Here is a 14,753-nt window from a genome sequence, read left to right as displayed (position 1 = left end):
AGGAAAAATATCTCATGAAACATGTGATGTTGGTTGAAGATGAAGTCGAATTAGCGCATTTAGTGCGTGATTATCTTGAAGCTGCCGGTTTTGAAGTAAGTATGTTTCATGATGGTCAAGATGCTTATGCGAGTTTCCAACAACGTAAACCTAATTTAATGGTTCTGGACTTAATGGTTCCACGAATGGATGGTTTGACTATTTGCCGTAAAGTTCGTGAACAATCAGATTTACCAATTATTATGGTCACTGCCCGTACAGAGGAAATTGACCGTGTATTAGGTCTGAATATGGGCGCTGATGATTACGTATGTAAACCATTTAGCCCAAAAGAGTTAGTTGCTCGCGTACAAGCTGTTCTGCGTCGTTTAGAGCGTAAAGCGGAGCCTGAACAAAATGATTCTTTTCGCATTGATAAAGCTCAGCAAAGAATTTGGTATCAACAAAAATCATTGAGCTTAACGCCAACCGAATTTCGCTTACTTGAGCTATTTTTAGAGCATGTAGGGCAAGTATATTCACGTGCACAATTATTGGATCATATTAATCCAGATAGTTTTGACGTTGCCGATCGTGTAATTGACAGCCATATCAAAAACTTGCGCCGAAAAATTAGTGAAGCGGCTGAAACTGGTAACCGTCATGAATGGATTCAAGCTGTTTATGGTGTAGGTTACCGCTTCGAATATCCAGAAGAGTAAAACACTCGCGAAAGTTATTCTGTGGATAACCACAATGTTATCCACAGAAAATGTGGATAGTTTTAAAGATTTTATGGATAAATTATAATCTTTGTATGATTCGGCACGAATTGCCAAATCTCATCTATATCTGCATTTCTAACCGCAATACATCCTAATGTCCAATCCTTATGTGGTATATAAGTCGAGCTAAAAGGCATAGATAAAAAGGATTTTGGAACAGATCCATGAATCATGATATCTCCTCCCGTTGGTTGATTATGTTGCTTGGCATAAGCAATATCTTTCGTATCGGGATAGGAGATATGCAAAGATTTATAGTAGGCACTTTGTGAGTTTCGCCAGTCTATCGAATAAACCCCTTCAGGTGTTTTACCATCATTTTCAAAGTGTTTATGCCCTTCAGGGTTAAAGCCAAGACGGATAGGATAACGACGAATCACGTCCTGATTACTCTTGAGCAGAAGTATGCGTTGACTTTTAAATACTTCAATTGATGTGATGGGCTTGGTCTTAATGAGTTCTAAGATCTCTTCGGTTGAAAGAGCTTTATGGGATGATGTAAAAGTCGGTAAATATTTTTCATATTTATAAAAAGCGATTCCCAATGGAATCATGAGAAGTGTACAAATAATGATAGGTTTGATTTTCATATATTATTCTTTGATGCTTAAAAAACTCTCTTAAGCCACTACTAAAGTGATTTAAGAGAGTTTTAGTTTTTAAAGTATTAAGAAGAACAGCTGACAGCTACGTCTGGTACGTCACTTGGTAACGGACCTAAATCTTGTGGCTGTTCGAGCTCTGGTTGTCTTGTATATGGCTGATCAAGCAGCTTAAACAAACGCTCTACTTCGCTAAAATCATCTCGTTCTGCCGCATCAATAGCACGCTGTGCCATATGGTTACGTAAGATATAAACTGGATTGGCTTGTTGCATATTCGCATCAAGTTCATCTGTATCCTGATGTTCGCGAATACTTTGATATTGGCTAAGAAACTCATCAAATTGTCGAATATCAAGACAATCATCTCGTAAAACTTTGTATTCTTTATTTTGAAGTCGGAAAAAGCTCTGAGTGTAGTCAAGTTGTTCAGTTTGTAAGATTTTTAAAAAACTAAAACTACAATCAAGACTGTCTTTATGAAAATGGGGAAGTCCCATTTTTTTACATAAACCCCTTGTGTAATGTTCAATAAAAGTCGGTTCAAATTGTTCTAAGCAATGCGCTAACTCTTCTTTGAACTGATCTTTTTGTTCAGGTTCAGCAAGTGGAATCAAGTTGTTTAACCAAGTCCATAAATTCCAATGGCCTATGCTTGGCTGGTTTTGATAAGTATAACGACCTTGATAATCTGAGTGGTTATTAATCCAGTTCGGGCGAAAGCGCTCCATAAAACCATATGGACCAAAATCTAGTGTTGAACCTGTAATATTTAAGTTATCGGTATTCATCACGCCATGAGCAAATCCAACCAATTGCCATTTCGCAATCATGATCGCAGTACGCTCAATTACCTTTTTGGCAAAGGATAAAATAGGATTCTCAGTTTCTAGACACTCAAGATAATGCCATTCAATACATTTTTGAGTGAATTCTGGCAGCAACTCTGGAGCGTACTGATTAATCCATTCGAAATGCCCTAAGCGAATGTGACATTCAGATGTTCTGAGCAGCATTGCGCCTAACTCTAGTTTTTCGCGCTGTACCCCTTGAGTAGAAGTCGTAAAACCTACTGCGTGACTAGAAGCGACGCCTAAAGCATTTAATGCATGCCCAGCTAAATATTCGCGCACAACAGAACGCAACACTGCGCGTCCATCTCCCATTCTTGAATAGGGCGTCGGGCCTGCACCTTTTAGATGTAGATCTATGGTTTGACCTTTTGTATTGAGTATTTGTGCAATCAGTAAGCCACGACCATCACCGAGTTGTCCTGCCCATTGTCCAAATTGGTGGCCAGCATAGACCATCGCCAGAGAAGGGAATTCAGAGAAAGTACGCTGTCCGCTACAGATTTCAACCCATGCATTTTTTTCGTCTTCTGACCATTGCAGTTCATCTGCTAAAGCGGCATTGAAATGGCCTGCTTTTGCACCACGTAAAGGTGATGGTTGCTGAACATGAAATAATTTAGAAGGAAGTGAAGGGTAGAGCGGATTAAATTGCATGGGCTTGGCAAAATAGAGAGAGCGAATTTCACTATACCATAGTTAAAAAGCAGGCATAAAAATAGCTCCCGAAAGAGCTATTTTAGATCAGAATTTATTTTATTCTGACACCACGTTGGTATTCTTTTTAACACTACGCATAAGTGTTTCTAAGCATTCACGGTGATGACTTAGACGGTGTTCAAGCAATTGAAAATCAACTTTAAGCTTATGATCCATTTTATGAATCTTTTCAGCCATTGCTGCTTTTTTCACTTGTAATTCTTGTTCTTTAAGTTTTGCCCAGTCATTTAAAGTATGGGTAAATGCTTCGTATTCTTGTGCAATACGTTGCTTCATTTGACTAATGTCAGCATTTACATCATGACCATAAATAGCAAGATCTTGCTCGGCATATTTAAACTTCATCGCTAGTTCTGCTTTTTTAATATTAAAGCTTGGAATACGACGTAAATTTTTAGCTAAACCAAGTTTAGAACAAGACCAAATCAACCATTTTGTTGGATCATATTGCCACCATTTCACACCATTACGATAATCGTATTGGAAGATATGGTGATAGTTGTGGTAACCCTCGCCCCAAGTGGCGATAGCTAACCAGAAATTATCACGTGCCGAGTTTTCGTCTGTATAAGGACGTTTACCCCACATGTGACATAGTGAGTTAATAAAGAAAGTCACTTGATGGCTAATGATTAAACGCAATAGACCACCTAAGAGGACTACACCCCATAAATCGCCAGTTGCCCAACCAATTAAACCTAAAATTCCAACATGAACTGCAACTACGAGTAAACCGTAGTATTTATGCTGGAACATGACCAATTTATCATTGAGCAAGTCAGGTGCATTTTTAAAGTCAGGCTCAGATGGTGAATGATCGCGGATCATCCAACCCATATGGGCATACCAAAAACCACGCTCAATTGAATATGGATCTTCATCAACATGATCAACATGTCGATGGTGAGTACGGTGACCAGATGCCCAGAACAAAATACTATTTTGTACGGCAAACGTTCCACCGATCATTAAAAGAATTTTAAGCGGTAACGACGCTTCGTAAGCTCGGTGAGCCCACAGGCGGTGGTAACCAGCAGTAATCCCCATACTACTTAGAGCTAAAAGAAAAAATAAGCTTACCCATGCGCTTACACTAAAATCATAATAATACGCGTAAATCGGGATTATTATTGCGGCAAGAATTGGTAAACCAATTAAGGTAATGCTAGCGGTCCAGTTAATTGGGGCTTTGAGTGGGGCGGAAGTCATATCCGGCAGCGCTCCTAGAATCCTTGTTAGACAAGGTACAAAGACAAAACGACATAGCAAAACCAATCATCAAGATATATTGCTATTCTATCCTTCATATTAACACGTGCTTAGTGAGAGTCACTAAGATTATTGTACAGATGTATTGAAAGAACGGTAACAGATTTAAACTATGTCACAGAGTTTTTCAAGTAGGAGAAGTTGTTTAATGAATGTACAACGATTGAAAAAAAAGAACAGCATTGATATTGCAAGAAAATTATCATTGAAGTGTATTTTGGTCACAATCAGTCTTGTATTAGCCGCATGTCAAAGTGCACCCGATCAAAATACAAAAAAAGTGCAAACAAGAAAAACAGTTCATCATGTGCAACCTCCCGTTATAAAAAAGAGAGTGAGTCCCGATGGTATTCAAGATATTGATTGGCAGATCACTCAAATCAGTGGTCATAAGGCAAAGTTCTTTACACAGTGGCCAACTCTTTCTTTGAATTCAGCTGTCAAAACAGTATCAGGTCATACAGGCTGTAACAAAGTTTTTGGTCGATATACATTTGATTTTAGCCAGCAAAAACTCGATATGCAGGTAAATGCAGGACATTTAAGTTGTAGTGGTGCTTTGGCCCAAGAAGCAGAGCTGGTAGATGCTTTACAACGTATTCAACGCTTCCAGCTCGTGGGTAATACGTTATATTTGCTTGATCAGAGTGGGCAACGCCTCATTCAGACAGAAAAGAAATAAAAGGTGGTTTTACCACCTTTTTTTATATTTTAAAGTGCTTCAAGCATTGTAGTCGGGATATCAGTAATTAAGCCCTGAACATTAAGGTCTCGTAACTCTTTGGCTCTTTCTACATCATTTACTGTCCAGACACTAATGTTCAAACCAGCTTGATGAGATAGTTGAATCATTTCTTCTGTTGCGAGCTGGTCGTACCAACCAATATGACCGCAGCCATATTGTTGAGCGAGCTCAATGGCAGTTGCTCCAACTGGAATTTCAACTAACAATCCGCGTTTAAACTGAGACTTGATATCACGTAAAGCAGTTAAAATTTGAAGATCAAAACTGGTAATAGTCACGACTTTCTCAAAACCTTGTAATTCATTTTCAAGCTTTTGAACGAGCTTTTCTGCGAATGCCATGTCTCTTACAGCTTTGACTTCAACTTCAATATGATCGAAGTTATCAAGCAGGTTTAAAACACCTGTGAGAGTGGGTGTTGGCTCTGAATTGGGCCAGTTGGGCCAATTTTGACGATGATCAAATGACAATGCTTGGGCCAAACTAGATTGTTCAACAATTTGGTCGACTCCAGCTGTACGTAAAAAATTGTCATCATGAATAACAACTAACTCTTGGTCTTGAAGCTGACGAATATCAAATTCGACACCACGAATGCCTAAATTTTTTATGTGCTGAAAACCGCCTAACGTGTTTTCCGGAGCTTCTTTGCGTGCACCACGATGACCAATAATGCGCATAATTTTCTTCTATTCAGTTATTTTTGATTATGGTCTCTTCAAAAGTAGAGACCATTCTTAATCTAATCTATTTTTAAATAATCTCATTAATATTTTTTTGCCAAAGTACTTCTTGTCCACCTTCGGCACGTTGTAAAGCACGAGAAGCGACAAATAACCAATCAGATAGACGGTTTAAAAGCTGGAGCGCCGTGGTTTGAATATTTTGATCACGTGTTTGTACCGATAGAAGTGATCGTTCTGCACGACGGCAAACAGCACGGGCCTGATGGGCATAACTGCAAGTTAAAGAGCCTGATGGTAGAATAAACTCTTTAAGCATGGGTAAGTCTTCATTCATACGGTCAATTTCTTTTTCAAGAAATTCAATACAAGCAGGCTCAAGTAAATTGTAGTTTGGAATACAAACCTCTCCACCTAAGTCGAAAAGCCAATGTTGAACAAGGCTCAGGCTTTTGTCCCAATCAGCTTTATTAGTTACTTGACTGGCTGTGATTTGAGCACGAAGTACGCCAATAATAGCATTCAGTTCATCGACATCACCAAGTGCTGCAATTCGTAAATCATCTTTGGCAACACGAGAGCCATCGCCTAAACCTGTTGTGCCTGAGTCGCCTGTGCGTGTATAGATTTTGCTTAAACGGTGTCCCATGATGGATATCCTGAACATAAAAAAGGGGATAATGTCGGTCAGAACATTACCCCGAAACTGGAGTTAAGAAAATATTTTTATAATTAAAGTGAGATATTAATAACGGAAAGTTACGCCCGCTGATGCGAGACGGCCGCCATTTACGTAATAGATGCCTTTGTCATAGGAAGCAGTTTTATATTTCACATCACCCATATTCTGGATATTGGTAAAGAGTTTAACGTTTGGTGTAGCATTCCAGTAACCATTGAAGTCAACAGTAGTATATCCCGGAGTATCTTGATTATAGTCTTTTGCTTTAGATTTCGCAGAAAGTGAAACACTCAGTCCATAATGTTCATTTTGTAAACCAGTACTTAAAGTAAAGCTTTGACGAGGACGTCGTGATAAATCTTGATCAGTTTCATCATTGATGGCTTTAACGTAGTTATAAGATGATTTAATAAATAAGTCATCTCTGTTCCAGTTTGCATAGACTTCGCCACCGCGCATAGATGCCTTATCAATGTTGATGTTTTGATAAATAGGGAATGTATTTATCCAATCACCATTACACACAGCTATACAGCGTGATTCAATTAAGTTGTCGATTTTGGTGTAATACGCTGAAAGTCCAGTTGAAATGTTGTAGTTTAACTTCTGATCTATACCGACTTCATAAGAAATACTTTCTTCTGGCTTCAGGTTTGGATTACCCCCAGAGCCATACATGTCATTAAGGGTAGGTGCTTTGAAAGCTGAACCAATGTTGGCATAGATACTTGTCAGTGGTAAAAGTTGATAACGGATAGCACCTTGTGCAACTGTATGTGTACCATATTTTTGGTTATCTTCTACACGAACACCAACTTGAGTGTTTAAACCATTATTTTGATATTGGTGTTGTACAAAATAGCCTGTGCTATTAACGTCTTCATCGTAAGGTGAGCCATAAGAGAGTACATCGCCATCAATATTTTGATGAGTTACGCCTGCCAATACATTTTGAGATGAGGTGAATTGCCATTTGCCGTAAAGCTCAGCCTCTTTTGTTGTACTATGTACAAAATCACTTGAACCATTTTGATCAAGTTCATCTTTAAATTGAGATAATCTTGCATTTAGAGAAATATCAGAATTGAGATTTACACGACCACGAATATTAAGTAATTCATTTTTGAAATCTTGAGAAGTCAATGAACCATCATAACGAAAAGTATCGTATTGGCTTGTTCCTTCATTTTGTGTGTAGTCAACAGATGCCCCGAAATCTTCTTTTTCTACCCCAACTTTAGTACTGAAGCCTTTTTGATCATAAGAGGCTTTTTTAATGTCATTACCTTTTAGATCAGTGATGCGTGAACCGTCAGACTCTAAACGTTGACCGCGAACTTGCGCATAAAAACCGTTTTCAGCAAGGTCAGCACCTACAATTGATTTGTAAGTTTTATTTTCACCAATTTCTCCAGTTACAAATGCAGAAGTTTTTTCTGGAGTCTTTGAAATAATTTGTACAACACCCCCAATCGCATCAGTACCATAAAGAACAGATGCTGGTCCTTTCAAGACTTCAATTTGTTTAATATCAGTGGTATCAATAAATGCAAGATTTGCTGCACCAGTTGAGGCAGTATTCAGACGAGCACCATCACGTAAAATCAAAGCATGTTCAGAATTAGTACCACGAATAAAAATTGAAGATGTTTGCCCTAAGCCACCACTTTGAACCATATTAATAGCTGCATCATTCATTAATAAGTGTGGTAATTCAGCAATTGGCGACTGTTCTACAACTTTAGGTTCAACAATAGAAATACGCGCTGGAACTTCACTCGCTTTTTCAGCACTTTTTGAGGCAGTGATTACAATTGGATCGAGCTGAGTTGCGTTCGTTGTATCTTCAGCAAAAATAACAGGTGAACACCCCATCGCAATAGCGATAGCCCCTACCAGACGAGTAGGTTGAAAAGACTTAGACATAACATGCTCCATACATTCACCCCACGTGAATGATCGGGTAGATAGATGAAACAAGTAGGTCTCCGGACTTCAGCGCCATATTTAAGTTATGGACATATTCACCTTCCCACATTACTGCAGTGGTGTAAGTCGATATCGACTTAAAAAATATGCTTTACATTGTTACCGTTGCGGGGGCAGTGCCGGACTTTCACCAGCTTCCCTAAAGCATTAATTGCTTACACTTGCTTCCAATTTTACGCAGTATAAAGTGGCGATTTATTTCATACAATGTCATTTAGCCCAATTCCCAGAGAACTTTTACGCAAGGGGCAAAAATTGCATTACAATGGCGCTTATTTTAAGAAATGGTTGTAGTTTAGGCAGATCATGAGCCCATCAAACCAAAAACGTACACGCGCAAAAATCTGTGGAATTACTCGCATTGAAGATGTTCAGGCAGTTGTTGCTGCTGGAGCAGATGCGATAGGTTTTGTGTTTTTTCTGCCAAGTCCAAGACACGTCACAGTTGCACAGGTTCAAGAATTAGTAAAAAGAATTCCACCTTATGTACAAATAGTTGGTTTGTTTGTAAATGCAAGTGCCACTGAAATTCAGGATGTACTTGATTGTGTTCCCCTAGATGTATTACAACTACATGGAGATGAAACTCCAGAACAATGTCAGGAAATAGCTCGCCATTGTAAACGTCGCTGGTATAAAGCGATTCAGGTTAAACCTGATCTGGATGTAGTTGCTGAAATTCAAAAATATCAGGCCGTTGGTGCCAGTGCTGTATTGCTCGATGCGTGGCATCCTGAGCTTAAAGGGGGCACAGGACATCAGTTTGACTGGTCTAAATTCCCAAAACTTGATATTCCTTTAATCTTGGCAGGTGGTTTAACCCCTGACAATGTCATTGACGCTATTCATACTACCGGTGCTTTTGCAGTAGATGTGAGCGGAGGCGTAGAATCCGCAAAAGGTATAAAAGACCAACAACTCATTGAACGATTTATGCAAGGAGTCCAACGTGGATCAGCAAAACAATGTGATTGACTATACACAGTACCCAGATGCTGCAGGGCATTTTGGTATCCATGGCGGACGTTTTGTGTCAGAAACTTTAATGGCGGCATTAGAAGATTTAGAAAATCTCTATTCCCGCATGAAAAATGATGAACAGTTTCTGGCAGAATTCGACCGCGATCTCGCCTACTATGTAGGTCGTCCTAGTCCACTTTATTATGCTGAGCGATGGTCAAAAGAGTTAGGTGGTGCGCAAATTTACTTGAAGCGTGAAGACTTGAATCATACAGGTTCACATAAGGTAAATAACACGATTGGTCAGGCATTATTGGCAAAGCTTTCTGGTAAAAAACGTATTATTGCCGAAACTGGTGCTGGGCAACATGGTGTGGCAACTGCAACGATTGCAGCACGTTTAGGTCTTGAATGTGTTGTTTATATGGGTGCTGAAGACGTTAAGCGTCAAGCCATGAACGTGTATCGTATGCGTTTATTGGGGGCGACTGTTGTTCCTGTGCAAAGTGGTTCTAAAACACTAAAAGATGCCATGAACGAAGCGATGCGTGATTGGGTAACCAATGTTGATAGTACTTATTATGTGATTGGTACAGTTGCAGGCCCACATCCATATCCTCAACTCGTTCGTGACTTCCAGTCGATTATTGGCCGTGAAGCGCGCAAACAGATCTTGGAGCAGGCAGGTCGCCTACCAGATGCATTGGTTGCATGTGTGGGTGGCGGTTCAAATGCAATGGGCTTGTTCTATCCATTCTTAAACGATGCCAATGTGAAAATGTATGGTGTTGAAGCTGCTGGTTTTGGTATTGAAACTGGTAAACACTCTGCGCCGTTAAATGCCGGCCATGTTGGTGTATTACATGGTAACCGTACTTACCTAATGAGTGACGAACAAGGCCAGATCATTGAGACACATAGTATCTCAGCGGGTCTTGACTATCCGGGTGTTGGTCCTGAACATAGCTTCTTGAAAGATATGAAGCGCGTAGAATACGTGCCGATTAATGATACAGAAGCTTTACAAGGTTTCCGTGATTTAACCAAAATCGAAGGAATTATTCCTGCACTTGAAAGCTCTCATGCGATGGCATACGTTTCTAAGCTTGCACCAACCATGTCTAAAGATCAGATTATTATTGCGACTGTTTCAGGTCGTGGTGATAAAGACTTAATGACAGTTGCACGCATTGATGGCGTAGAAATGGTTGAGATGTAAGAGTACAAAATGCCAAGTTTGTTTATGGTGATGTTGGGTGGACGTCATGCACATGCCAATACAGAAGTCCATGATGTTGTTATGGCGGTAGGGGATACTTTGGAAGAAGTTTATCCTCAACTTAAACAGGCTTGGTTTGGTGAGGCTCAAGGGTTGCATATCGATGCTTGGGCCAAGCTTTCAGGTGTTAGCTCTCAAGGCAAAAACTATCAAATTCAGTTTTCCGATGCAGCTCCGTCAGCTTTGGATCTAAAGTTGTATTTAATTAATCTGGGTGGATATATACCCAATGCTTTCGGCGAGTTACATAGTTACCATTTGGTTGTTGCAACAGATGCTGTGATGGCAAAACAGTTGGGTAAACAGTTTATTGATCAAGAATGGCATAAACCACATACAGACCGTGTTGTAGATGTTGATGATTGTATTCCGATTGATCATATTGCAGGTCGTTATATTCAGTTAGTGCAAGGTGAGTTCAATCGAACAATTTGGGAAAATACTTATATAAATCTCTAACTGTTCTTAAAAAATGCTTAAAGTTAAAAATAAAATATAAAAAATTGCTGATCTCTTGTATAACTCGCTCAAATCGCAACTTTTTTGTAGCACTATTTACAATTCATATGCTTAGACTAGAAGCTCAACATAAGCTCTTTGGAGTAATCAAAATGGGTCTTTTAGATGAAGTAGGTAAAATTGCTGGTGCTATTATCGCGGAACAAGGCGTCGATAAATTAGATCCAGATGCAGGTTTCCTAGAAAAAGCAGCAGGTGCTTTTGCAGGCTATGAAGCCGCAAAGATCGCTGAAAATAAATTGGAAAATAAAGATAGTGAGCAGGAATCAGAGCCAGAACCAGAGCAACAGAGTGATGATGACGCTTAATTTTTAGAAATTGAATTCCACTTAAATCATTATTGGTTGAATTTGATGTTATTAATGAATCGGATCACAACTATTTTAGACAGACCCTTAAAGAGTTTAAGTTGTCGTATATAGATTTAAGTAGATATCAGAGAAAAGAGCATATTCAATATGCTCTTTTTTTATAGCTTAATAAAAGTCATTTGACGATCAAGCAGATGTAGTAGCAAATTGCTCAGTGAACAGTCTATTATTACCTAATAGATGAGTAAGAAATCAACGGATAATAAATAATGGATTTAATTCAAGAAAATGGACAGCCTCGTTATGGGCGTTTTGAATCTGTACCGTCAACTATTCATGTACAACGTTATATTTATAAAACTCCTTATGGTAAAGTTTTAAAAGGTTGGCGTAAGCAACTAAAATATAAAAAATTTAAATTTTGTGGTATTCAGCATAAGCACTATAGTATTGGTCTGGCAATTGCTGATATTGGCTGGGTCGGGCATGGTTTTTTCTATATTTATGATCATGAAACCCAGCAGGTAATTGAATGGAATGCGATTCAGCCTTTAGGTCATAAAACTTATCTTGATGAACAACCACTTTATAATCAAAGCTATTTTTCTAAATCGCCTTATCAATTTGATATTCAGCATGCAAATGGCGTGCGCTACATTCGAGTGACTAAATACGGTGAGATTCAACTTAGCGCTCGGATTTTTTGTGCTGGAACCGATATCTTAAGTTTGTGTACACCGACAGGAATTAATGGCTGGACCTATACTCAAAAGCAGACCACGCTGGGTGTAGAGGGGATATTTATCAATAAACAAAATCAAGTTGTGCAATTTAATGAAAAGACTTTTGCATCTTTAGATGATACTTGTGGTTTTTTGCGACCTGAAACAGCTTGGTTTTGGCTTTCATGTAATTTTTGGGATGAACAAGGCAGACGTATTGGCCTAAATTTAGCTTCTGGTGTTAATGAAAGCTTTGGTAATGAAAATTGTTTATGGGTTAATGGGGGGTTATTTCCACTAACAGATATTTTATTTGAAAAAGTAAATGATGAACTTTGGCAAATTAGCTCTCTAGATCAAAAGCTTAATTTACAGGTTCATATTGGTTGGTGCAGATACGAAAATATTAATTTAAGAATGATTGGAAGCCAGTTCAATCAGTGGCAAGCTAAAATTAGCGGCACGATTGAGCATGAGGCAACCGATATCATCAATTGCAATGAGCAATACGGTTTACTAGAACAACATTATGCAAAATGGTAACAAGCAGGTTATAAACCTGCTTGCCAAAATGCTTCACCAGCTGCAATAGGATCATTCGTTTTTTCGAGTGTTTCAATCCAAACAGGATATTGACGAATGACTGGATGTTGACTCGGGTGGAAATCTTTTTTAAACCAATCTAAATATTGGCTTTTCATGGCAGTTAATGTGCCATTTTTACCAAAGAACCAAGGTAAGCCTCTAAGGCTCATCAAGAGTCGTTCTCTAGAACTAAAGCCATCACATTTCAACATGATGTTGGTTCGGTAAAGCGTAAAACCAAACATAAGTACAGTAGTAAAAACGAGTACAAATCGACGTGTTGACTCTGGTACTTCACCGACTTGTTTCATTACGTCAAAAGCAACATCTCTGTGCTCCATCTCTTCAATGGCATGCCACGCAAACAGCGCTCGGACATATGGATGTGCATTTTCCAAAGTTTTCTTATTGCTATAAAACGTCTCGGCCATTAATGCTGTTAAATGTTCAGCTGCCGCCGTCATTGCAATATTGTATTGCGGTGAGCGTTTGGTGAGTTCAAAGCGGAACATTTTTTTAAGTGTCGTTGTGAATTGATCAACAGGCATACCTTGTTCTTTCATGAGCTGATTCATTTTGTCATGAGCAATACCGTGTTGAGCTTCTTGTTTAATAAAGTCCACAACTCGTTTTTGTAGTTCTGGATCATCAATTTTGTCACGGAACATACGAACACATTCGATAAAATAACGCTCTCCATCAGGAAAGGTTAAGCTGAGTGCATCAAACATACGAGTCAAAAAAGGATCATTATTAAACCAAAAGCGAGGCGCTTCATTTAAATGAAAATCTAGATCTTTACGAACTACTGGTTCGACCTGATAAGGAACATGTGCGTTCATATTTTTATTTCTCGCATCTAACATGTTCATTAGTATGTCGCGACTGGTCGGCTTTGTTTTGACAGTTATTGCCAATTTTTATACAGTTTGCGACAAGATGGCAGTAAAAAAAGGATGCGCCATGCAGGATTTTACGATTTCAAATGGGTATTTTTACCTTTGGAATACTTACTTAAAAGAAAGAAAAATGGACTGGCAGGCATTAAATCTGACGGATGTTCAGGCCCGACAAGTTCAAAATATTTTAGCTTCATCTATTGATGCTCAATCATCTTTAACTTTTTTTCTTGAGCTTTTAGAGCTAACCGAATCTCAGCTACAAGTTTCTAATTTAGCTTTGGAAATGGCCACTTGTATTACACCTGCCAATTTTGGAGTGTTGGGCTATATGGCATCCCGAAGTGGTAGTTTTGCAGAGGTTCTTGAATATATTATGAAGTTTCATCGTCTGGTGATTGACGGTGAGCAAGTGGTGCCTATGCAAATTGAGCAAGATGCTTCAAAAATTCGTTTGTATTGGCCGTTGGTTGATGACAGCAATATCATACTTTGTGAATTGACCTTGGCAGCAATGGTACAGCTTGCTAAACAGATCGCTCCATTACATGATTTTCTCTTGCAACAAGTTGAGTTCGTGCACCGTGCGCGTGGACCGTTAGTGCACTATCAGCGTTTCTTTCAATGCAAATTATCATTTGAAAAACCTTACTATGCATTAACTTTTGCAAGTGAGGGACTAAGTATTCGTCCTCAGCATGCAGACCCAACCTTAATGCAACTTTTAGTGAAACAGGCAGAAGAAGCATTAGCTCAGCGTAAAATACATACAGATTTAGCTCAGCAAATACATTGGATCGTCCATGAATATTTTAAGCAAAGGCAGCAGGCCCCTAAAATAGAAGATATTGCCATCGAGTTGAATATTTCAGTACGAAGCTTGCAGCGTCAGCTACAGTCATTAAACACTTCATTTAAATTAATTTTAGATGCAGAGCGTATGAAGCGCTGTGAGATATTACTTAACCAAAATGCTAGCCTCACTTTAATTGCTGAACAATTGGGATATTCGGACCAGTCAGCACTTGCACGTGCCCATAAAAATTTGACAGGACAAACCCTATTAGCAAGAAAAAGACAATTACAGCTAACAACTAAAAATGCAATAAAATAGACTTTTTATGGCGATTTTCTATTCAGATGACGATCTAATAATGGCTCGAAAATAGGAAG

At 38.8% G+C, this 14,753-nt stretch carries 15 protein-coding genes and 1 riboswitch; of the genes, 8 read left to right on the top strand and 7 right to left on the bottom strand.

From position 1 onward, the window contains the following. The first annotated feature begins 14 nt into the window (after positions 1 to 14). A complete protein-coding gene (locus tag WA249_RS04135; RefSeq protein WP_003655179.1) occupies positions 15 to 701 on the top strand; it encodes a response regulator in 687 nt (228 codons plus the stop codon). A gap of 71 nt (positions 702 to 772) precedes the next feature. On the opposite strand, the gene WA249_RS04130 is transcribed toward WA249_RS04135, so the two are convergent. From WA249_RS04130 to WA249_RS04120, 3 genes are all read right to left on the bottom strand, one after another. After that, positions 773 to 1,354, bottom strand: a complete 582-nt coding sequence (locus WA249_RS04130; RefSeq protein WP_336166592.1) for a L,D-transpeptidase family protein — start codon at positions 1,352 to 1,354, stop codon at positions 773 to 775. A 77-nt stretch (positions 1,355 to 1,431) separates the two neighbouring features. Then, the gene (locus WA249_RS04125) at positions 1,432 to 2,874 is read right to left on the bottom strand and encodes a protein adenylyltransferase SelO (RefSeq protein ID WP_336166591.1); all 1,443 of its coding nucleotides are present in this window, start codon (positions 2,872 to 2,874) and stop codon (positions 1,432 to 1,434) included. Positions 2,875 to 2,973: 99 nt separating this feature from the next. Further along, positions 2,974 to 4,146: an acyl-CoA desaturase gene (locus WA249_RS04120; RefSeq protein WP_336166590.1), complete on the bottom strand. Its 1,173-nt coding sequence runs from the start codon at positions 4,144 to 4,146 to the stop codon at positions 2,974 to 2,976. A gap of 208 nt (positions 4,147 to 4,354) precedes the next feature. Between WA249_RS04120 and WA249_RS04115 the strand changes: the two genes are divergently transcribed. Then, positions 4,355 to 4,888: an META domain-containing protein gene (locus tag WA249_RS04115; protein WP_336166589.1), complete on the top strand. Its 534-nt coding sequence runs from the start codon at positions 4,355 to 4,357 to the stop codon at positions 4,886 to 4,888. 29 nt (positions 4,889 to 4,917) lie between these two features. On the opposite strand, the gene WA249_RS04110 is transcribed toward WA249_RS04115, so the two are convergent. The 3 genes from WA249_RS04110 to WA249_RS04100 form a co-directional block, all read right to left on the bottom strand. Beyond that, on the bottom strand, positions 4,918 to 5,631 hold the full coding sequence (locus tag WA249_RS04110; RefSeq protein WP_336166588.1) for a glycerophosphodiester phosphodiesterase: 714 nt from the start codon (positions 5,629 to 5,631) through the stop codon (positions 4,918 to 4,920). 73 nt (positions 5,632 to 5,704) lie between these two features. Continuing rightward, positions 5,705 to 6,283 (bottom strand): cob(I)yrinic acid a,c-diamide adenosyltransferase, encoded by a 579-nt coding sequence (locus WA249_RS04105; RefSeq protein WP_336166587.1) that lies wholly within the window; start codon positions 6,281 to 6,283, stop codon positions 5,705 to 5,707. A gap of 96 nt (positions 6,284 to 6,379) precedes the next feature. Further along, positions 6,380 to 8,242, bottom strand: a complete 1,863-nt coding sequence (locus tag WA249_RS04100) for a TonB-dependent receptor plug domain-containing protein (RefSeq protein ID WP_336166586.1) — start codon at positions 8,240 to 8,242, stop codon at positions 6,380 to 6,382. 36 nt (positions 8,243 to 8,278) lie between these two features. After that, a riboswitch (cobalamin riboswitch) is annotated at positions 8,279 to 8,485 on the bottom strand. Between the two features lie 126 nt (positions 8,486 to 8,611). Between WA249_RS04100 and WA249_RS04095 the strand changes: the two genes are divergently transcribed. From WA249_RS04095 to WA249_RS04075, 5 genes are all read left to right on the top strand, one after another. Further along, positions 8,612 to 9,280 (top strand): phosphoribosylanthranilate isomerase, encoded by a 669-nt coding sequence (locus WA249_RS04095; RefSeq protein WP_336166585.1) that lies wholly within the window; start codon positions 8,612 to 8,614, stop codon positions 9,278 to 9,280. Further along, a complete protein-coding gene (gene trpB, locus WA249_RS04090; protein WP_003655197.1) occupies positions 9,255 to 10,484 on the top strand; it encodes a tryptophan synthase subunit beta in 1,230 nt (409 codons plus the stop codon). Before WA249_RS04095 ends, trpB begins: the two co-directional genes overlap by 26 nt. 9 nt (positions 10,485 to 10,493) lie before the next feature. Further along, a complete protein-coding gene (locus WA249_RS04085; protein ID WP_336166584.1) occupies positions 10,494 to 11,003 on the top strand; it encodes a DUF1543 domain-containing protein in 510 nt (169 codons plus the stop codon). 152 nt (positions 11,004 to 11,155) lie between these two features. Then, the gene (locus WA249_RS04080; protein WP_336166583.1) at positions 11,156 to 11,371 is read left to right on the top strand and encodes a hypothetical protein; all 216 of its coding nucleotides are present in this window, start codon (positions 11,156 to 11,158) and stop codon (positions 11,369 to 11,371) included. A 272-nt stretch (positions 11,372 to 11,643) separates the two neighbouring features. Next, positions 11,644 to 12,639: a DUF2804 domain-containing protein gene (locus WA249_RS04075; protein ID WP_336166582.1), complete on the top strand. Its 996-nt coding sequence runs from the start codon at positions 11,644 to 11,646 to the stop codon at positions 12,637 to 12,639. An 8-nt stretch (positions 12,640 to 12,647) separates the two neighbouring features. Here WA249_RS04075 and WA249_RS04070 read toward each other — a convergent pair whose 3' ends face one another. Continuing rightward, on the bottom strand, positions 12,648 to 13,523 hold the full coding sequence (locus WA249_RS04070; RefSeq protein WP_336166581.1) for a metal-dependent hydrolase: 876 nt from the start codon (positions 13,521 to 13,523) through the stop codon (positions 12,648 to 12,650). Positions 13,524 to 13,644: 121 nt separating this feature from the next. Between WA249_RS04070 and WA249_RS04065 the strand changes: the two genes are divergently transcribed. Next, positions 13,645 to 14,694 (top strand): AraC family transcriptional regulator, encoded by a 1,050-nt coding sequence (locus tag WA249_RS04065; RefSeq protein ID WP_336166580.1) that lies wholly within the window; start codon positions 13,645 to 13,647, stop codon positions 14,692 to 14,694. Positions 14,695 to 14,753: the final 59 nt, after the last annotated feature.

Origin of the sequence: Acinetobacter sp. 161(2023), assembly GCF_037027805.1 — a bacterium.
In the GTDB taxonomy this organism is placed as follows: domain Bacteria; phylum Pseudomonadota; class Gammaproteobacteria; order Pseudomonadales; family Moraxellaceae; genus Acinetobacter.
Note: the sequence above shows the minus strand (reverse complement) of the source record. Positions and strands in the feature narration are given on the sequence as shown.